The sequence below is a fragment of the Streptomyces sp. MZ04 genome (genome assembly GCF_004684775.1).
GTDB lineage: Bacteria > Actinomycetota > Actinomycetes > Streptomycetales > Streptomycetaceae > Streptomyces.
In genome coordinates this window covers 1-17468 of the sequence record NZ_SRIC01000080.1, presented here as the reverse complement: position 1 = coordinate 17468, position 17468 = coordinate 1, and the positions used below count along the sequence as shown (strand labels likewise).

The following is a 17468-nucleotide window of genomic DNA, read 5'->3' as shown; positions in this document are numbered from 1 at the left end:
ATCAGGCCGCCTTGGGCTTCGAGGCACCACCGGCGAGCGAGGTGACGGCGACGGCACGGAAGGCGATGCCGTGCCGCTTCTGCCCATTGAACTCGTTCTCCCAGGGACGGGCGATCAGGCCGGTGAGGGCGACCGGGGTGCCCATGGCCAGCTCATCGGAGATGCCGGGCTGAGGAACGGTGACGGACAAGATCTCGACCGCGTCGTTGGCCGCGAACATCACGTCCACGGTCATCAACTGGGCACCGGTCTCGACGTCTTGAGCAAGCTCACCGGTCCGACGGTCCTTGACCTTGGGCTGCGGGGCCTTGGCGACCATCACGGTGGCGGTGGAGGTGTCGACGGGGATCTGACGCACTACGGATCACTCCTCTAGAGATGCTGGACTCCGTCACTCATGTATAGGAGTTACATGAAGAAGAGTGCATCACTCCTATATATGAGTCAACCCGCCGCGACGAAGAAGTCACGGCGGGCTGCAAGGAGTTGAGGAAGCGTCAGTCGGAGGCAGGGATCCTATACTCGAAAACGAACTGGTCAGCGGCCATGAGGGTGTCGCAGACCTCGACCACACGGCCTTCGGCCGTCCGGGCCTCACGGATCAGATGAACCACCGGAGCTCCGGGACTGAGCGCGAGCTCGGTCGCCTCCGCCTTGGAGGCCGGACGCGCTTGCAGCGTCTCGACGAACTCCGCGAACTCATGCCCATGGTCTTCGAGTCGGGCGTAGATGCCACCGCCGCCGGGGTTCTCGGCGAACAACTCGGGGATGTCCTTCACGACGTCCCACGGCAGATACGAGGACGCGGTCTCGACGGGAGTGCCGTTACGGAAGTAGAGACGCCGCCGGGCAAGGACCTGAGCGCCAGCCTCGACACTCAACCGCTCAGCGGCATCCGCGGGGGCCTCCATGGGCCCGATGTACAGAACGCTGACCTTGGCGGTGGCACCGGACTGCGCGGACTCGGCCAGGTACGCGGCCTTGCCACCCTCCTGCCGAAGCGAACGCCGGAAGCGATCCGAGGACCGATGCCGTACCGGCGGCCGATCCTTCACCATCGAGCCCTTGCCGTGCCGAGTCTCGACGAGCCCACTGGCCCGCACCTCGACCATGGCCTTGCGAATCGTCCCGCCGGCCACGCCGTAGCGCTCCACGAGCTCCGACTCACTCGGCACCATGTCACCAGGCTTCAGAACTCCCGCCCGGATCTGCTGAACGATGTCGTCAGCGATCTGCACGTACCGAGGTCCGGCCCTCCCCTCTCCTACCGCAGTTCCCATAGTCCTTCTCTTCCTCCTATGCTCCTGTACATGAGTAACAGCGCCCAGGAAGGCCAGTCAACGCCACTGCACTCCGTGTCCGTAGCCGGAGTAGTGGTACGCGAGGACGGCCGACTCCTGGCAATCCGCCGCGCGGACAACGGCACTTGGGAACTCCCTGGCGGTGTGCTCGAACTCGACGAGACCCCCGAAGAGGGCGTACGGCGCGAAGTCCTGGAAGAGACGGGCATCCACATCGAGGTGGACGAGCTCACCGGGGTCTACAAGAACACGACCCGAGGCATCGTGGCGCTGGTCTTCCGCTGCAAGCCGGTCGGCGGCACCGAGCGCACGTCCAGCGAATCAACAGCGGTCGACTGGCTCACGCCCGAAGAGGTCGCCGGGTGGATGTCCGAGGTCTACGCGATCCGGCTCCTGGACGCCCTGGACGGGGCAGGCCCTCACGTACGAAGCCACGACGGCAAGCACCTGACGCCGACGCGATAGAACTTTCCCTACTTCATCAAGCACCCGGCTGCGCTCCGCTCCGCCGGGCGGGCTTCCCGGCTTCGCCGGGGCTGTCGCTCCTGCCTTCGGCCCGCTCCGCCCCGCTACGCCGACGCCCGCCCACACATGGATAGGGCCGAGGCCATAAGGCGAGCGCCCGACGAACCGGCCTAGGGCAAGGCAATGCCTCCGGCGGGGGCGCTCTGACTCTGGGATGGAGGGGGCGCCGTACGCGACCGGGGGCACATCGTGGCGAGCGTTGTGGGCTCCCATCCCGTCCACCATCGACCCAGGCAGAGCCGAGCAGACGCGGTTCATGGCGTCCAGGTCGTTCGTACAGTGGGGCGCTCCACCTGGACGGGATGGGAGCTGGGGGTAGTGGTGGTGAGCGGGGGTGCAACTCAGCGATGCCCTGGCCCCTTGCGCTCTGGAACTGGGTGAATGCAAGATTTTCATCCTCGTGTGCCCTGCATGCCCAACTTGGTGACAAACCGGCACCGTTCCGATTGTGCGGGATGACCGCGTCCCGCTGAACAGTTCCACGAAAAAGCCCCGGCGACCCTTGATAGGCAGGCCGGGGCTTTTCGTGACGCTCCGCTCGAGTATGGCCAGCGGGCCAACCAGGCACTGCGGTCATGCTCTGCCTGCCCACATGGCGGAGCTATCCGCAATCTCTTCTAACCCAATGCGGTGATGTCAGGCCCAGTCAGAGCAGTATGTTCCACCCGCTCTCGTAACCATTACACCAATTTTGGTGAACCCTTGATTTTCAGTCGCGGATGTTTTCCAGGTCTTGAAGGTTCCCTTGCCGCCGGAGTTGGTGTGATAGGGCCAGTATTTGACGCCTTCCCCGCCGTTCCCGGGCTGTGTGATCAGCCGGATCTTTGCGCTCTTGCCGTCGGCAAGCGAGTCGTACACCGTCATAGATACGTTGATTTTCTTGACCCCGCTATGAAAATTCTCCACCCGCAGACTTCCGTTGGCGCCAGTAGCTGAACAACTCGGCTGTACCGTTGCCGCATTTGCCGTAGCAGGCAAAATCGCTGTCAAAACCAGGGCAGCCGCACTGGCTCCCAGTGCCTTGCCGATGAAACGCATGGTTCCCCCCATCATCATGATCAGTTCAACACGATTATGAGGTCACCGCGTATTGGCCGTCAAGCGAAAAGGACATGAGGGGGCGAGTCTCTGGGGGTAACAGAATGGCGGCCATATGCTGACCCTCAAGAAGGGTACATTTCAGTCTAAACGACCCAACCCTCGCATGGTTGGCCAGGCGGCGCTGGGCTGCACCGAAGATGGGCGGACCAAGGCCGTAACACCAAAACGACGGTCACAGAACAGATGGGGCACACGCTTTTGGGACGAAGTGGTCGTTCAGAAGAGCGGCGTCAGGGTTGCTGGCGAATGGCCGTACAGCAGCGAAGTGCAGCAACCACAGCGACCGAGCACGTCCGTCTGCCGCCCTTTAGAACCTCACCGATACCGCTATGAACGTCGCTGGCCCATTCACATAGAGCTACGGATCAGAAGGCGAAGGGGCTTGAGGAGTCAGGCCGAGCCACTGGCTCGCTAGTCAAGGGTGGCTCGTGATCACCGCGCAGCAGCTGATCGGAGCGCCAACCAGCGAAGGCGCCGTCTCGGGAGCGGACGCCTCGAAGATCACCAAGGAACAAGACCGCCGACTCTGGTTTATGTGCGGGTGGATCGGCCAGGTAAGCGTTGATGTGGCGCCAGGTTCGAAGCTCCGGTGAGAGGCTCTCGTACCATGCCAATCCGCGGATGTTGCAGTCCCGGCAGAGGAGGCCTCGTACACATCGCCCGCACGACGACTGACTCGGACAGCAGTTGTGATCATGATCGATGTGCCACCAGGACCGACCCTCCGTCGATAGATCACCACCCAGCCTGAGGCACAACGGGCAGGTGTCCTCCTGGGCTCTGAGAATCGCGTTGACGCGTTCAACCGTGATCTTGTGTCGGCGCGCCTGCCGGACTGCGTTGAGGCACTGTGGACATCTCCTCCCCCTGGGGTCTGCATCGACTCGCCATAAACTGTCGGTGCACATCACGCACGGGGCACCCAAGGTTTCCACCCATGCGTAGAACTCTTCGTCGGTCTCCCAATCCATGGCAGCAAGCTAGACGCCCTCACTGACATTCAGCGGACCGTGGCACTCGCTCGCCCGTTCCGAACGCTGGTGCTCCGTCTCATTCAGTTCCCTGCACGGTCGTTCAGGCGAGACCCCAAGCCAACCCCGCGGCGGTAGCCCGCCGATCGAGAACGCCGCCTACATGCCCTCGCGAGCACCCAACCGGCTGGACAGCGGGTTGGGTGCAGACAACGACACAAGCAGGTAGTGGTCATGTCCCAGCGAGTGGTGTAGCGCGCACCGCCAAGAGGTGACCTCGGCTGGTCGCTACGCGAAGCGCCACCCTCAAGGCTCCCGTCAGGTCCGTCGCCAGGAGGTGCAATGCCTCCAGCTCCGCATCCTCGTCACCCAGTACTTCCATGGCCTGCTCCAGCAGCTCGGCTGCCATGCCGAGCTGTACCGCCTCGATGTTGTCCGCCAAGCGGGACATGTGGCCTTCGCTGTCGTCGGTGCTGAGATAGCAAGGCTTGCCCCCCGGCCCCGACCACGGGAGGAGCCGCAGCTCGTTTCGGGTTGTCATCTTTCCATCCATCCCTCATCGGTCACATGGTGGGTGGTGAAGACCGCGTCGGCGCGGTCCCCTGGGAGCACCAGGAGCGCGGCCTCGACCACGCGACCGGTGATGTCGGCTGTCACACGTGTGATCGCGAGAACCGCCAGGGCGGAGCTGATTCGAAGGGTTGAGGCTTCGTCTGGTGTCGGGAGGCGAGCGCTGACTGTCTCTCGGACCTCGGATGTCGGGCGCAGTGCTGCGAACCTCTCTGCTGCCCCCTCGTGCTGGCGCGGCTCGTTGCTCACGGCGGCCGGCGCCAGGTCGCGAGGGACGTAGATGCGAGCCAGGCTGTGCGGCGACTCCGCCTCGTAGCTGAGGCAGAGGAACTCCGTCAGAGGGCTACCGGTCGACACCCCCAATAGAGCTGTCAGATGGCCGCGCGCCCGGGTCTTGGTGGTGCGGACCGTGATGCGCAGAGCTGTGTCCGGAGCGGCCTGCGGGTCTCGTGCCCCCCAGCCGCCGACGTAGGTGATTCTGCGGAGGGAACGACGAACGAAGTTCCCCTTGCCGTGGATCTTCTCGACCAGGCCCTCCCCTTGGAGCACTGCCAGGGCACTCCGCAACGTCGCTGTGCTGACCTCGTATTGGGCGGCTAGTTGGGCCTCAGAGGAGAGGCGTTCGCCTGGCTTGAGCCGACCAGTCGTGATCTGGTTGCGGAGGTCATTGGCGATGCCGTGACGGCGAGAAGACATTGACAGGATCACCGCCTTCTCGTCATCCGAAGCGCGACGAGGCGGCTTCGCGGGTGCATGGTCAGCAGCTCGCCCGACTCGAATACGAGTTGCTTGCAGCCCTGGGGCAACTGAAATAAGTCGGTCACCCGGCAGGGCTGGCCACCAACTTGGATGACGTCGCCGCGCTGCACACTGGCAGCGGTGATCTCGACAGTGGAGGCCAGCGCGCCGCTGGGAGCCCATCCCCTCACCGCAGTACCTCCACGGGCGCGGGCTGGTTGGCCATCGCGTGGCAGGGACAATCGCATGCCTCGTAGACCACGGGAACGCCAACCGGAGCTGTCGCGGGGAAGGACTCCGCGCATGCGTGGTGCGTACCGATCCGGCATGCGCTCGACCGGTAGGGGACAGCGTGCACACGCGTGATGCCGGGGTGCTGGCTAGGCGACATCAGCAGGCACCCGCCGGGGCGCACCTGAGAGCAGCGGGGGTGCGGCGCGGCATAGCGGTCGAGTCCTGCCGTGCGCCCTCCCCGCAGACAAGTAAGAGGGAACATTCGATACGGATAAACACGCTGCTCAGCTCCTATCGCTGATGACCTGGTCCGTCGACATCGCCCACCTCGGGACCCTCTTGCGTACGACCGCCCAGAGAGTGCGGTCGTTCAAGCTGGTGGCGAGAAGTCCGAATCGGTCGGCCTCGGCCACCACTTCCAGGGCCTCCCGCCATGTCTCGGCGGAGAGCGATTCCGGCACCTCCGCTTCGATCGACGTGTCTCGGTCGTGCTCCTCCACGCGTGTGGGGAGCCCGAGGGCCGATAACCGAGCTGCGATGGCCTCCGCGCTCACTTCTGAAGCAGGCACAGGCAGCCTTCCGTTACTGACGATCACTTTGAGTGATGCTAGTTAACTAGATTAGAGCTAGTGGACTAGATTTTCCATATGTCTGAGCAGCCGCCCTATCTCCGCATCGCTGACGAACTCCGGCGGCGGATCGCTGAGCACGAGTGGACGCCTGGAGACCGGCTGCCCTCTCGCGCCCAGATCGGCCAGGAGTTCGGTGTGGGCGAGAACGTGGTGCGCCGAGCACAGGAGTTGCTGATCTCCCAGGGTGTGTTGGAGGGCCGCGCAGGGTCAGGGACGTACGTCGCCGAGCCCCGAAAGCGGGTCAGGATGGTTCGTTCGTCAGCGCGCGAGCAGCCCGATGGGTCCCCGTTCCGCGCGGACATGAAGGCCGTTGGAAGGCACGGCGGCTGGGAGAGTAGGACCGATGCCAAAGTCCCTGCGCCAACGGAGATCGCGGCGCGGCTCGGCATCGCCGAAGGTGACCTGTGCGTCCGCACCGTGTACGAGTTCCTTGCCGACGGGCGACCCGTGCAGTTGTCGACTAGCTGGGAACCGTACGACCTCACCGCTGGCACCGTCGTAGTTCTCCCCGAGGGCGGGCCTCACGCCGGTGCTGGCGTAGTGAACCGCATGGCTGAGATCGGCATCACGGTCAGCCATGCCGTGGAACAGCCGGAGCCACTGCAGGCGACCGCCAAGGAGGCCTCACTCCTGGGGATCCAGAAGGCCGCTCTCGTCACGCACATCCGGCGGACGTACTACAGCGACCAAGGGCGACCGGTGGAGACGGCGGACATCGTCGTTCCTGCCGCTTTGTGCGAGATCGTCTACGAGGTTCCGGTCAGCCGCTGACAGGCAGCGCCAGTCAATGTGGGAGGGGTGGGTATGACGGGTGACCTCCAGTTCAGCTGGGAACTGAGCGGCTCTGGATGGGCTACGTGTCGCATCGCTGACACTGCTGAGGAGCAGAAGAACTTCGTCAGCTACTGCACGGACGCTCTGGCCGACCTGCTGTTTCGGGTGGCAGGCCTGTACGGCACTTCGCCCGTCCAGCGGGTTTCCTTTGACCTCGAACCGGCCGAGGTGCGGTGGCGGCTCCGGCGTCGAGGGGCGGACGTGGACATCGCCATCTACCGCTTCCCGGACATGGCCACGAGCTGGGACGCACCCGACGAGGACGGGACACTCTCCTGGAACTCCACATAACCCCGCCGCGTGTTCGGCCATGCAGTCATGGAAGCCGCCCAGGCAGTGCTTAATCTCCATGGCGAAGCCGGTTATCGAGAGAAATGGGTGCAGCACCCGTTCCCTGTCGCCGCGCTGCAAGACCTTCGGCGGCTCCACCAGCGAGACGATGCGTGCGAGCAGTGCCAGCGAAGTCCCGACTCCTGACATCACCAGCTGACATCAACGAGGGCAAACGCGGGCAGCGTTGAGCGGTCACCGGCGGCATGGCAATTCGTTGACGGGAGCCACGACAGACCGGCGCGAGCGAACTCCTAAAGCGGGTGTCGCAGGTTCGAATCCTGCCGGGGGCACAACGCGCTACTGCTCTGACCTGGGGCTTCTCCTCCAGAGAGGCGCTCTGGTCGGCCTCGGACTCCCCGTCCGGGGTCGTTTGCGTGAGCGGACGGGGAGTTGATCTCCCGAATATCTCCCAACGGTCAGCATCATCCGGCATGGGCTCTTCCGCCTTGCCGGGGTCGGGCGCCGCTGCGGAAGCGGTGTTCTCGCGCTCTCGCTGACAGTCAGGCGGACTGGTGCAAGCGAGGGCGCGTCGAGGCTCGATCGGGCGGGCATCGGTCACTGACGGCTGATCGCGCGGGATACTCCGGCCGTGACCGTGGTGGCCAGGACCCAGCCGGCCGCGGTCAGCCCGTAGACCAGCCATTGCGCGCTGCCGCGTGGCGCGAAGGCGCCTTCCTGCCCGAACGTGATGATCGGCACCAGCAGATCGAGTGTGTAGAAGACGGGGTTGAATTCCGGTGCTTTGGCGGCTTCGAGCGGAACGGGGGGATGCAGGCCGAAGAACAGTGCGCCGCAGACGAGCAGAGCCATCAGCCATAGACCCGCGCGGAGAGGCCGGTAGCCGTAGCCGACGGCAGCGTGCTGTACGGGCCGCGGACAGTACGCTGAATCCAGCGGGATCGGGCCCGCAGCACAGTGTCCGGGAGGTGCTTCATGAGGGCCGAGATGGTGGCCCCGGCGTGGATGCATGAGCAGATCACGGCGGAGGAGTACGAGTCCTGGTCCGAGGAGCAGTGTGCCGGCATCGAGATCGTGGACGGGATGGTCGTCGTGAGTCCGAGTGCGTCCAAGCGGCACAACCGGCTGGCCCGCATTCTGGCGAACGCCCTGGATGCCGCCGCGGGCCCGGCGTGGAACGCCGACACCGACTTCGACGTCCGGCTTCAGGACGTTCCGCTCACCAATCGCCGCCCGGACGTCGTCGTGTACCGCGCAGACACGATCGACATCACCCCGACCCGCCCTGAGCACGTGCTGCTGGTCGCGGAGGTGGTGTCGCCGGGCTCGGAGACCACCGACCGGATCGTGAAGGTCGACCAGTACGCCAAGGCAGGCATCGGCTTCTACTGGCGGATCGAGCAGGCCGCGACAGGCGTTCCTCTCGTGTACACCTACGTTCTCGACCCCGCGACGAAGATCTACCGGGACGGAGACGTCTTCACCGGCGTCATCAAGGCAGAGGCCCCCTTCCCGGTGGAGATCGACCTCGGCCAGATCTGACCCGCGCGCTGCTCAGCAGCCGGCAGCGCGTGAGCGATGCGTGAGCGGACGGGTCCGATACAGGGCGGCATGAGCCGGATCACGTGGCTCGCCGCGCGTTTCTGACCAGGGGAAACAGCATCGCGCGGCAGCGCCAGGCACCACCCGGCAAGGAAGCGATCCCACTCCTAAAGCGGGTGTCGCAGGTTCGAATCCTGCCGGGGGCACGGACAGCATCCGTACGGTCTGTACGGGATGCACTGCTCGGGCAAGGGCCCGCGACCGGGTTGGTCGCGGGCCCTTGTGCGTGCCTGGGTGCTGCGGCGCTGGTGATCGTCTCTGCCGTGTGGCTGATCTCCGGGAGCCAGTCGGCGGGCAGCTTGATGCTGAGGGTGATGTCGTCGCTGTTGGCGTGCAGGCGGATGGTGAGCTGAGTGATCTCGTAAAGCTGTCGCTGGAGGCGCTCGGGGGCGCGGGCAAGGTTGAGCGCCCGATATGGCAGCGCGTCGAGGAGGTCGGCGGTCTGCGCTGTCGGCCGCTCGGGCTCAGCGGCGTCGGCCGCGTCCAAGGCGGCCACAGCGGAGCGGTCGATCCTGCAGGTCATAGACGACGTGGTGAACCACCAAGACAGCAGCGGGCAGTTCGAGCCCAAGCTCGTCACCCTCCTCCTCGGTGGCCAGCCGAGCGCAGACACGATCTTCGCCATAGCTGCCACGCCGACCGGTGGCTTCCTCGACGTACATGACGGTTCCTTCACGCATCCGCTCGGGCTCGACGAGCTTGGGTGCCCTACGCCCCAGCTCGGCCGGGAACCAGGAGGTGGACACCTCGACGGGACTTGGTGAGCCGGCGCTGATCCTGACGTACTCCTGGGACCGCCTGATCGTCGACCCGGTCCCGGGCCCGCGCTCCCCCGCCGACTTCATCGGCCTACGCCAACTCACCCCGCACGTCTGGGCAGTCCCCGGCAACGCGACCTTGAAGCCACCGCACGCGTCAACACTCCCCCGCCTCGCAGCCGAACTCCCCCACGCTTTCGCCCTGATCGACCCGCACGCCGGGGCAGCGGGCATCACCCGCCAACTCAACGAATTGATCGCCCACTTCACCCCAGAGTCGATCGACCTCCTGGATGTCGGCGGCGACATCCTCGCCCACGGCGACGAACCCACCCTGCGCAGCCCTCTGGCCGACGCTCTCACCTTGGCCGCCTGCGCCCGCGCCGCCAAGGCAGCCGTGCGCCTCCTCGTAGCAGGGCCCGGCCTGGACGGAGAAGTCCCCGCCGACGTCTTGGGCCCCCGCCTCGGCCCGCTCCTCACGACGCTCACCCCCGCGCACGCCCGCGCACGCCGAGATCATCAGCTCCGTACTCCGCTGGCACCCTTCCGAAGCTGCAGCTCTCCTGGCCGCCACCGCCCAAGGCGCCCGCGGCCTATGCGAGGTACGCGACGCCGGGCTCCTCGTCCCCCCTAACCGACGAAGGCCCCACGGTTCACCAGGTCGACCTCCCGACGGCTCTCGCCGAAAACCGTCTCGCCCAGGCCTTGCTCGACACAACCGGCCTCGACGAGGCGGAGCAACGGTGCCGCGACATCTGCGGCACCTCCGAGATCGACTACGAACGCACCAAGGCCACACGCCTGATGAGCATCCAGACAACCGCCACCGATCCCGCCAGTCTGCGCACCCGCCTCCGCGAGTTCCAGGAAGCCGCCCTCGGTCGGGGCGCTACCCATGCGACGTTCCGCCGAGTCGCTGAAGAGCTAGTGCTCCGAGGAGAGACTCGCCACGAGATCGCCAAACTCATCACCTCGCCGTCCTCCGGCGTATGGAAACTCTCGACGTAGTCGAGTTGCAAGACCCATTGGTAGTGCCGACGCAGCATCCGGCCTGCACCAGTCCTCCACGCAAGGGCTACCGCTCTAGTACTCCAGCCGTAGATCGCTGGTGCGCCGTCCGACCGACCGCGCCTACGGGTGCGTGTCCGTGATCGCGATGACCTCGTCGAGGCGGTCCAGGGCGGCCTGCAGGTCGTCGACCTTGGCCTGGATGCGGTCGCGCTCGGCGCGCAGGATGGCTCGTTGCTCGGCGTCGGTGTGCCCGGAGTCCCAGCACGGAAGGAGTTCCGCGATCGTTCGGCTGGTCAGGCCGGCGGTGAACATCTGCTGGAAGAAGCGCACCAGGGGGACGGCGTCCTGCCGGTAGAGGCGCTGGCCGGATGGGCTGCGCTCCGCGATGAGCAGTCCCTGCTGCTCGTAGTAGCGCACGGCGCGTACCGAGACGCCGGCGCCCCGCGCCACCTCGCCGATGCGGATCAGCCGCTCGGCCGCGGCCTGCGTGACGGTCATGGTGATTCCTCTCGCCCGGTCCTGTCGACCAGCACTTGCCCCTGACGTCAACGTCAGGTTTTAGCGTACCGGGCATGGACATCAACAACTCAGTTGCCCTTGTCACCGGAGCCAACCGCGGCCTGGGCCGCGCCTTCGCCCAGCGCCTGCTCGAACGGGGCGCCCGCAAGGTCTACGCGACGGCCCGCCGGCCCGAGACCGTGGACCTGCCCGGGGTCGAGGTGCTGCCCCTCGACATCGCCGATCCCGCATCCGTGAGGGCCGCCGCCGAGGCCGCCCCGGACGCCTCGCTGCTCATCAACAACGCGGGAATCAGTACGGGGACCGACCTGGTGACCGGTTCGCTGGACGCGGTGCGGCACGAGCTGGAGACCAACATGTTCGGCCACCTGGGAATGATCCGGGAGTTCGCGCCGGCGCTCGCCAGGAACGGCGGGGGCGCGATCGTCAACGTCCTCTCCGCCATGTCGTGGTTCGGGGTCAAGGGGGCCAATGCCTACCACCTGACCAAGGCCGCCGCCTGGGCCATGACCAACGGCGTCCGCCTGGAGCTCGCCGAGCAGGGCACGCTCGTCACGGCGGTGCACCTCGGTCTGGCCGACACCGACATGGCGGCGGGCTGGCCCGTGGACAAGATCGCTCCGTCGGACCTGGCCGACGCGGCGCTCGACGGTGTCGAGGCGGGCTCCGCCGAGGTCCTCGCCGACCAGTGGAGTCGGGACGTCAAGTCCCGGCTGCCGCTGACGCCGGAAGAGTTCAACGCCGCGATGGACCGCGCCCTGGCGGCGCTAACGGCGACCTGAAGGGCCCTCGGGCCACGCCAGCTGCGGTCGGTTGCTTCTGAGGTCGGTCAATTGATACTCCATCCGCAGTTGTGGATCTTCATGTTGTGGCCTCGCGTCGGCGGTAGTGGCAGTCGCGGGCGCGTGCCTGGTGTCGGCGACGCCATAGGGACCAGCGCAGGCGATGGTCGCGTTGGCCGTTCGGGGATGCGTCGGGCAGGGCGAACAGTCGCTGTATTTCGTTGCAGGTGAGGGCGATGAGTCCGGTGGGGGCCGGGTGTTCGTAGTGCTCGCCGGCGCGGATGACGGCCAGGAAGGCGTGGGCGAGCATCGCGAGGGTCACCCAGCGCAGCCAGGGAGTGTGGCGGCGGACCTGGTGCTCGTCCAGGCCGGCGAGGCCCTTGCCGGCCTGGAAGGTCTCCTCGATCTTCCAGCGGGTTCCGGCGGCACGGACCAGGGCGGGCAGCGGGACTGGCCGCGGGCTGAAGCAGCGGTGGTAGGCCACCTCGCCGGTGGCGCGGTTGCGGCGGATCAGCAGCTGGCAGGTGCCCGCCGAGTGGGTGGAGATCAGGTCGACGGCGGCCCAGTCGTAACGGCGCTGGCCTTTTGCGCCGACGCCTGCGGACAGTTGCTGCCAGCCGCGTCGGGGCCAGGCGCCGACGCCGGGCAGAAATGACCAGCGGGCGCGGATCGCAGTACCGGCGCCGTCGCGGATGTAGGAGCATGAGCGGACCATCGTCGAGAGATGGGCTGAGGGAAGCAGCTGCTGCCGCGATGCGGCTAAGCCCGTCATGGGCGCTCCGCTAGGCCGCGTCGTACAGCAGCGAAGTGCAGCAGCGAAGTGCAGCAGCGAAGTGCAGCAGCAACTGCGACCACGGCCGACCGTCACTGGATCCTTCAGGGATCCAGTCGATATTCCGCAATTGACTGTGTGAACTGATCGCGGGCAAGAGGGTTGACAGCCTGTACCTCCTCACGCTTTTTCCCTCTGATGGATCCGTACACCGTGGAAATATATGGCGGCTCTGGGGCTTCCGCCTCCATAGAGTCAAAGTGGAATTTCGTGAGAGCGAAGGGCTCATCGCCCAGGATTTCTCTTGCCCAGCTGGAAGGGGGGTATTCCGTCCGCGCGCATACGTTCATCCCTCCTCGCTTCCCCTTGCATTTCACCCGCTTCGATTCTCCGGCTGGGGTGGAAACAGAAACGTACGCTGCCAGCCGGACGAAGTTCTGCTGATTGTTCGGGGCATCAAAGACGAACGAATGAGTCTTTGTTTCCCCTGGTGCGATAGAGTCGCCAGACGCAAGTAGATCGTCAAAGGCGAGCAGTGACATAAACTTTCCGAAGTGATGCCTGTTTGACTCAGAAGAATCAAGCACCCCATGAGCTTTACCCCCTACCGCACTCGCCAGCTCGCCCCGATGGCCTGAAGCGGTATACATGGCACCGAGCACCGAGGCTGCCGCTGCACCGTTATTCTTGAGAGTCACTACACCGAGCAGCCGTGTGACCCCACGGGATTCGTTGACCTTCTCGACCTTGGCTGTGACGTCGACTCTCGGACGTTCATGCGCTGGTTTATAGAACGTCAGATAGGCAAACTGAAAAAAACCCACCAGGGGCAATAGGGCACCTGCTGCAACCCAACCAAAGTTGACGTGTCCGCTGACCAGTGCATCCACAAGAATAAAGGTGGCAAACAAGAAGAGGCATAGTGTGATGGCAAGCCAAGTCCAATCCCCCCGAGTATGAACCGGACTTCTAAGCTCAATCCAAATGGGAATGAAAAACATTGGCAGGGAGGCGGCTTGAGCCAGCAAGACAAGCGGGTACTGCCAAGGACTCTTAACCTTGGGCGCAGGGAAGCGTTTATCCCTGTTGTTATACATCTGGAGAAATGCCCCGCCAATGAGAGCCGCAACCGTGAGCCTTAGTAGTGCCGATAGGACTTGGTCTCTCCCGTACCCCTCGATGTCCTTTGCGGCACTCCAGAGAAGCAGACCAGCTTCGAATGCAAGGAGGGAGGCGAAAAGCCAGAAGCGAAACTTGCGGAAATTTGGGTGCGCTTTCTTGGTCGACACTCTCCCATTCTGATAAATTTCGAGAACTGTAATATAAGACACGCTGCGGTTACACCTAAATTCGCCCATATGGCGGAGGCTGCGTACAAGTAAATTTCTGCTGACGCCGATATCCGCCCTCCTGCCGGACGGCGAATATGCCGGGGGCACCACGCATTGCCGCTCTGACCTGGGGTTTATCCCCCAGGGAGGGCTCCTGCTCGGCCTCGGACTCCTCGTCCGGGGCCGTTTGCGTGAGCGGACGGGTCGCCAACCCCCGGTCCTTCTCCGGATTCCACGACACCATCCAGGACCCTTCCCTCTCCGGACTCTCCGGACTCTCCGGACTCTCCGGACTCTCCGGACTCTTCGGCCACGTCGGCCTCGCGCTCCATATCCGGGGCGGTTTCCTCCGGGGTGGTGCGACGACGCCGAATTCGACGTTCAAGACTGAGGTCGCCCCGGCCCTGGCAGTCTTCAACGAGCAGGTCCACTTGATCCGGGGCACGGACGGCCAGTGGAAGCCCGCGGCCGGTACGGACGGCACCGCGCTGGCCACCCCCGCGATCGACGGCATGCAGGCGTTCGACAGCGCCGCGGAGTTCGGTTCGGGCCTGGCGGCGAACCTGTCCCTGGCCGTACACGAAGGCAAGCTCCACCTCATCCACCGCCTCACCCCACAGCAGGACGTCCTGGCGCACGCAGTGTTCGACGGCACCGCGTGGACCGATGCCGGCACCCTGCCCGACAGTCGTCGCTCCACCCGCACCGCCGCCCTGGCCTCCTACGACGGCCGCCTGCACGCGGTGCACCCCGACGCCGACCCCGGCAGCAGCAAACTGCGCCACACCACCTGGACCGCCGCCGCCGGCTGGACGGACGGCACCGACCTGAACGGCCACGACTCCGACAACACCCCCGCCCTGCTGACCTTCACCGAAGGCCCCACCGACACCCAGCGCACCGGCCTGCTCCTGGTCCACCGGGGCATCGACCGGTGGGTGCCGCCCCCGCCGCCCCCCATCCCGCGCACCAAGGAGAACGTGACGTCCCACGCGGAGACCGTGTACGGCCCATGGAGGCGCGACGAGGGCGCCCACGGCTGGTCGTGGCTGCGGCACCGGACCTCCATCACCCTGGGCGCACTGAAGAACGGCACGGAAGTGCTGATCCTGTCCTGGGAGGCCAAAGCCGAGTGCCACTGGCGCTTTGGGCACTACGACGACCACCACGGCTACCCGAAAGCGGCCCACGTCGGCGGGGGCACGCTGTGGCTGAAGGACAGCAGCGGCAGCGTCAACGTCCAGGCCGGGCACGAGATCACGTTCGGCGGACACCTGGTGGACGGCTCCGGCCGGGTCCGAGTCGATGCCGTCATCGATCGCCCCGAGCCCGGCACCTACACCCTGTCCAACCGGTACGGCATCGAGAAGACCGGCGGCTACTGGTGGACCACCGGCTCCCACGCCGGACACGACAACGACGACCCCCACCGCTGGTGCCGCCTGACCGTCAGCACCAAATCCACCACCACCATCACCCTCGCCTGACCGCACCACCCGCGAACCGCCACCCGCGCTCCGGGTTCTTCCGAGCCCGGAGCGCGCAACGAACTCCCCCACCCCCACCAACAGCCCCGACATCGCAAGATCGAAGCGCCCGGGGGAAGGGAGTTGGCGCTGTCCGCCCACATCGCCGGTACGGGGGCCCGTTGTCGTTGCCGGGTACTTCCTGGGACCCACGGCTGCCCGCACGAAAATCATTGGCTGGGACTCCGTGGGTGTGGCTACTCTGGATGGCGTGCCGCTGATCACATACCGGGCTGTCCTGCCTGGTCTTTGGGCCTTGTGCCTTGTGCCTTGTGCCTTGTGCCTTGTGCCTTGTGCCTTGTGCCTTTGAAAGGGTGTCTTGATGACCCGGCCCGCGCCGAGCGCGCCTCGCCGCACCGCGTAAGCGTCCGTCTGTTTTCGCCGCGCTGATCCAGTTCTTCCGCGCGGCTGCCGGACGTGAGTCTCCGGTGTACTAGTGCGCCCACACCCCGCGCCGCCTTCTCCATGAAGGCGTGCTGCTTCCGTGTGGGCTGCTGCTCGTCGAGGCCGCTCGGCCTGCTCTTGCTGTCATGTCTGGCCTCTCAGCAAGGAGCACCCGGGTGTCCACCCACAGCACCTCCCACAACACGCTCAAGATCGGCACCTTCGCCTGCGCGTGGTGCGGTCTGACCGTGCCCGCGACAGCCGCCGACGGCACGCATCGCAACCACTGCCCGTCCTGTCTGCACTCGCGGCATGTCACCGACCACGTCGAGGGCGGCCCCAGCGATTGCCACGGGCGGATGTCACCGATCTCCGTCGCCGTGCTGCGCACCGGCGACTGGATGGTCATCCACCGCTGCGTACGCTGCGACGAACTCACCTCCAACCCCATCTGCGCGGACGACAACCAGCTCGTCCTGATGCGCATGGCCGTCCGCCCGCTCGCCCAACCGCCGTTCCCGCTCGAAGCGTTCGGCGCCCTGTGACGAGCCGGAAGGACCGGAAGGAGGAGACGACCATGCCGCGACGCAACACCACCCGAGAGCAGGCTTCCGTACGCCGCCGTCCGCAGCGGCACAAGGACGTGCTGCACGCGCACGGCGGGCACCGCGCGAACGACTTCAAGTGCGCCGGCTGCCGCCTCGACGTGCCCCTCGACGCGCCCGGCACCGGCCACCGCAACCACTGCCCCAGTTGCCTGGTCAGCCTGCACGTCGACGCCCGCATCCCGGGCGACCGGGCCGCCGCCTGCCGGGGCCGTATGGAAGCCGTGTCCATATCCGCGCGCCCGGACGGCGAGTGGCTGCTCATCCACCAGTGCCTGAGCTGCGGCGAGCTGAGCGCCAACCGCATCGCGGGCGACGACAACCCGCTCGCTCTGGTGCGTCTGGCCCTCAGACCGCTCCAGGGCCCAGGCATGGGCATCGGGATCGCCCGCCGCGCGCTGCTCACCCTGTGACCGCGCCCCGGGCCACGGGAACCACCGGCACCGCGCCGATCCCCGTGGCCCGCCCGCCACCGTGAGCCACCTCAACTCGACGACACCACAACGACTTTGAAAGGAATCCCTTCACCGTGAAGATCAGGACCGGGACCCCGGCCGACACCGCTCGCGTACGCGAGGTCATCACCCAGGCGTTCGGCTCCCCCGAGGACGCCGACCTCGTCGACGCCCTGCGCGCCGACGACTGCTGGATCCCCGAGCTCTCCCTCGCCCCCGTGTCGGTAACCCCCGACCACCAGAGCACCGGCATCGGAACCGCCCTCATCCGCGCCGCACTCGACGCGGCCCGGAACCAGGGCGAGCACACCGTGACCGTACTCGGCCACCCGACGTACTACCCCCGCTTCGGCTTCGAGCGCGCCGACGCCCACGGCGTGAACTGCACCTTGAGCGCAGGCCCGGACGAGGCCAAGAGGTCTGGTGGCACGGCGGCAGGTGCCGCCCGCCAGCCCTCAGAGGTCAACTCACCTGAGGCGAGGCCGGCTTCGCGGTCACGGCACGCCGCCCCTCCAGAACCTGTCTC

At 66.0% G+C, this 17468-nt stretch carries 20 protein-coding genes and 4 pseudogenes; 11 read left to right on the top strand and 13 right to left on the bottom strand.

The window, feature by feature from the left end; all coding sequences use genetic code 11:
* Position 1 precedes the first annotated feature (1 nt).
* Positions 2 to 358 carry a hypothetical protein gene (locus E2651_RS18680; RefSeq protein ID WP_135332304.1) on the bottom strand — a complete coding sequence of 119 codons (357 nt, stop codon included), beginning with the start codon at positions 356 to 358 and terminating at the stop codon, positions 2 to 4.
* A gap of 139 nt (positions 359 to 497) precedes the next feature.
* Positions 498 to 1280: a GntR family transcriptional regulator gene (locus E2651_RS18675; RefSeq protein ID WP_135332303.1), complete on the bottom strand. Its 783-nt coding sequence runs from the start codon at positions 1278 to 1280 to the stop codon at positions 498 to 500.
* Between the two features lie 18 nt (positions 1281 to 1298).
* Between E2651_RS18675 and E2651_RS18670 the strand changes: the two genes are divergently transcribed.
* Complete coding sequence (locus tag E2651_RS18670; RefSeq protein ID WP_135332302.1) at positions 1299 to 1766, top strand: NUDIX domain-containing protein; 468 nt, start codon at positions 1299 to 1301, stop codon at positions 1764 to 1766.
* Between the two features lie 696 nt (positions 1767 to 2462).
* On the opposite strand, the gene E2651_RS18665 is transcribed toward E2651_RS18670, so the two are convergent.
* The 5 genes and pseudogenes from E2651_RS18665 to E2651_RS18635 form a co-directional block, all read right to left on the bottom strand.
* The gene (locus tag E2651_RS18665; RefSeq protein WP_135332301.1) at positions 2463 to 2864 is read right to left on the bottom strand and encodes a hypothetical protein; all 402 of its coding nucleotides are present in this window, start codon (positions 2862 to 2864) and stop codon (positions 2463 to 2465) included.
* A 1266-nt stretch (positions 2865 to 4130) separates the two neighbouring features.
* Positions 4131 to 4439: a hypothetical protein gene (locus tag E2651_RS18655; protein WP_135332299.1), complete on the bottom strand. Its 309-nt coding sequence runs from the start codon at positions 4437 to 4439 to the stop codon at positions 4131 to 4133.
* Positions 4436 to 5164, bottom strand: a complete 729-nt coding sequence (locus E2651_RS18650; protein WP_135332321.1) for a GntR family transcriptional regulator — start codon at positions 5162 to 5164, stop codon at positions 4436 to 4438. Before E2651_RS18650 ends, E2651_RS18655 begins: the two co-directional genes overlap by 4 nt.
* A gap of 8 nt (positions 5165 to 5172) precedes the next feature.
* On the bottom strand, positions 5173 to 5397 hold the full coding sequence (locus tag E2651_RS45335) for a hypothetical protein (protein WP_135332298.1): 225 nt from the start codon (positions 5395 to 5397) through the stop codon (positions 5173 to 5175).
* Positions 5398 to 5731: 334 nt separating this feature from the next.
* A pseudogene (locus E2651_RS18635) lies at positions 5732 to 6009 on the bottom strand (hypothetical protein).
* 78 nt (positions 6010 to 6087) lie between these two features.
* Between E2651_RS18635 and E2651_RS18630 the strand changes: the two are divergent.
* Together E2651_RS18630 and E2651_RS45330 are read left to right on the top strand one after the other, a co-directional pair.
* A complete protein-coding gene (locus E2651_RS18630; RefSeq protein ID WP_135332295.1) occupies positions 6088 to 6843 on the top strand; it encodes a GntR family transcriptional regulator in 756 nt (251 codons plus the stop codon).
* Positions 6844 to 6876: 33 nt separating this feature from the next.
* A complete protein-coding gene (locus E2651_RS45330) occupies positions 6877 to 7197 on the top strand; it encodes a hypothetical protein (protein ID WP_245238982.1) in 321 nt (106 codons plus the stop codon).
* A 597-nt stretch (positions 7198 to 7794) separates the two neighbouring features.
* On the opposite strand, the pseudogene E2651_RS18620 reads toward E2651_RS45330, so the two are convergent.
* A pseudogene (locus tag E2651_RS18620) lies at positions 7795 to 8106 on the bottom strand (oxidoreductase); the annotation flags it as partial.
* Positions 8107 to 8172: 66 nt separating this feature from the next.
* Here E2651_RS18620 and E2651_RS18615 point away from each other — a divergent pair.
* A complete protein-coding gene (locus tag E2651_RS18615) occupies positions 8173 to 8739 on the top strand; it encodes a Uma2 family endonuclease (RefSeq protein WP_135332294.1) in 567 nt (188 codons plus the stop codon).
* Between the two features lie 79 nt (positions 8740 to 8818).
* On the opposite strand, the gene E2651_RS18610 is transcribed toward E2651_RS18615, so the two are convergent.
* The gene (locus tag E2651_RS18610; protein ID WP_167828826.1) at positions 8819 to 9295 is read right to left on the bottom strand and encodes a hypothetical protein; all 477 of its coding nucleotides are present in this window, start codon (positions 9293 to 9295) and stop codon (positions 8819 to 8821) included.
* Positions 9296 to 9299: 4 nt separating this feature from the next.
* Positions 9300 to 9554 (bottom strand): annotated as a pseudogene (locus tag E2651_RS45325) (UTRA domain-containing protein); the annotation flags it as partial.
* On the opposite strand from E2651_RS45325, the gene E2651_RS46135 reads away from it, so the two are divergent.
* Positions 9460 to 10191, top strand: coding sequence for a DUF1152 domain-containing protein (locus E2651_RS46135; RefSeq protein ID WP_348541648.1), 732 nt, complete (start codon positions 9460 to 9462; stop codon positions 10189 to 10191). The pseudogene E2651_RS45325 and the gene E2651_RS46135 sit on opposite strands and share 95 nt — an antisense overlap.
* A gap of 71 nt (positions 10192 to 10262) precedes the next feature.
* The gene (locus tag E2651_RS46130; RefSeq protein ID WP_348541647.1) at positions 10263 to 10565 is read left to right on the top strand and encodes a hypothetical protein; all 303 of its coding nucleotides are present in this window, start codon (positions 10263 to 10265) and stop codon (positions 10563 to 10565) included.
* Positions 10566 to 10688: 123 nt separating this feature from the next.
* On the opposite strand, the gene E2651_RS18595 is transcribed toward E2651_RS46130, so the two are convergent.
* Positions 10689 to 11066, bottom strand: a complete 378-nt coding sequence (locus tag E2651_RS18595; protein WP_135332290.1) for a MerR family transcriptional regulator — start codon at positions 11064 to 11066, stop codon at positions 10689 to 10691.
* A gap of 74 nt (positions 11067 to 11140) precedes the next feature.
* On the opposite strand from E2651_RS18595, the gene E2651_RS18590 reads away from it, so the two are divergent.
* Complete coding sequence (locus E2651_RS18590) at positions 11141 to 11869, top strand: SDR family oxidoreductase (RefSeq protein WP_135332289.1); 729 nt, start codon at positions 11141 to 11143, stop codon at positions 11867 to 11869.
* A gap of 79 nt (positions 11870 to 11948) precedes the next feature.
* Here the strand turns inward: E2651_RS18590 and E2651_RS43975 are convergent.
* A pseudogene (locus E2651_RS43975) lies at positions 11949 to 12497 on the bottom strand (IS701 family transposase); the annotation flags it as partial.
* A gap of 248 nt (positions 12498 to 12745) precedes the next feature.
* Positions 12746 to 13930 carry a hypothetical protein gene (locus E2651_RS18580; RefSeq protein ID WP_135332288.1) on the bottom strand — a complete coding sequence of 395 codons (1185 nt, stop codon included), beginning with the start codon at positions 13928 to 13930 and terminating at the stop codon, positions 12746 to 12748.
* 233 nt (positions 13931 to 14163) lie between these two features.
* Here E2651_RS18580 and E2651_RS18575 point away from each other — a divergent pair, with 233 nt between their 5' ends.
* The 4 genes from E2651_RS18575 to E2651_RS18560 form a co-directional block, all read left to right on the top strand.
* The gene (locus tag E2651_RS18575) at positions 14164 to 15459 is read left to right on the top strand and encodes a hypothetical protein (protein WP_135332287.1); all 1296 of its coding nucleotides are present in this window, start codon (positions 14164 to 14166) and stop codon (positions 15457 to 15459) included.
* A 599-nt stretch (positions 15460 to 16058) separates the two neighbouring features.
* A complete protein-coding gene (locus E2651_RS18570) occupies positions 16059 to 16427 on the top strand; it encodes an RNHCP domain-containing protein (protein ID WP_245238979.1) in 369 nt (122 codons plus the stop codon).
* A gap of 32 nt (positions 16428 to 16459) precedes the next feature.
* Entirely contained in the window at positions 16460 to 16900 is a 441-nt protein-coding gene (locus E2651_RS18565; RefSeq protein WP_135332285.1) for an RNHCP domain-containing protein, read from the top strand.
* A gap of 116 nt (positions 16901 to 17016) precedes the next feature.
* Positions 17017 to 17468: N-acetyltransferase (locus E2651_RS18560; RefSeq protein ID WP_135332284.1), on the top strand; the 452-nt coding region annotated here is incomplete at its 3' end.

Coding starts and splice junctions, on each gene's coding strand:
- E2651_RS18675 (WP_135332303.1), bottom strand. CDS start 1,280: ATGGGAACTGCGGTAGGAGAGGGGAGGGCCGGACCTCGGTACGTGCAG.
- E2651_RS18670 (WP_135332302.1), top strand. CDS start 1,299: ATGCTCCTGTACATGAGTAACAGCGCCCAGGAAGGCCAGTCAACGCCA.
- E2651_RS18665 (WP_135332301.1), bottom strand. CDS start 2,864: ATGCGTTTCATCGGCAAGGCACTGGGAGCCAGTGCGGCTGCCCTGGTT.
- E2651_RS18655 (WP_135332299.1), bottom strand. CDS start 4,439: ATGACAACCCGAAACGAGCTGCGGCTCCTCCCGTGGTCGGGGCCGGGG.
- E2651_RS18650 (WP_135332321.1), bottom strand. CDS start 5,164: ATGTCTTCTCGCCGTCACGGCATCGCCAATGACCTCCGCAACCAGATC.
- E2651_RS18630 (WP_135332295.1), top strand. CDS start 6,088: ATGTCTGAGCAGCCGCCCTATCTCCGCATCGCTGACGAACTCCGGCGG.
- E2651_RS45330 (WP_245238982.1), top strand. CDS start 6,877: ATGACGGGTGACCTCCAGTTCAGCTGGGAACTGAGCGGCTCTGGATGG.
- E2651_RS18615 (WP_135332294.1), top strand. CDS start 8,173: ATGAGGGCCGAGATGGTGGCCCCGGCGTGGATGCATGAGCAGATCACG.
- E2651_RS46135 (WP_348541648.1), top strand. CDS start 9,460: ATGACGGTTCCTTCACGCATCCGCTCGGGCTCGACGAGCTTGGGTGCC.
- E2651_RS18595 (WP_135332290.1), bottom strand. CDS start 11,066: ATGACCGTCACGCAGGCCGCGGCCGAGCGGCTGATCCGCATCGGCGAG.
- E2651_RS18590 (WP_135332289.1), top strand. CDS start 11,141: ATGGACATCAACAACTCAGTTGCCCTTGTCACCGGAGCCAACCGCGGC.
- E2651_RS18565 (WP_135332285.1), top strand. CDS start 16,460: ATGCCGCGACGCAACACCACCCGAGAGCAGGCTTCCGTACGCCGCCGT.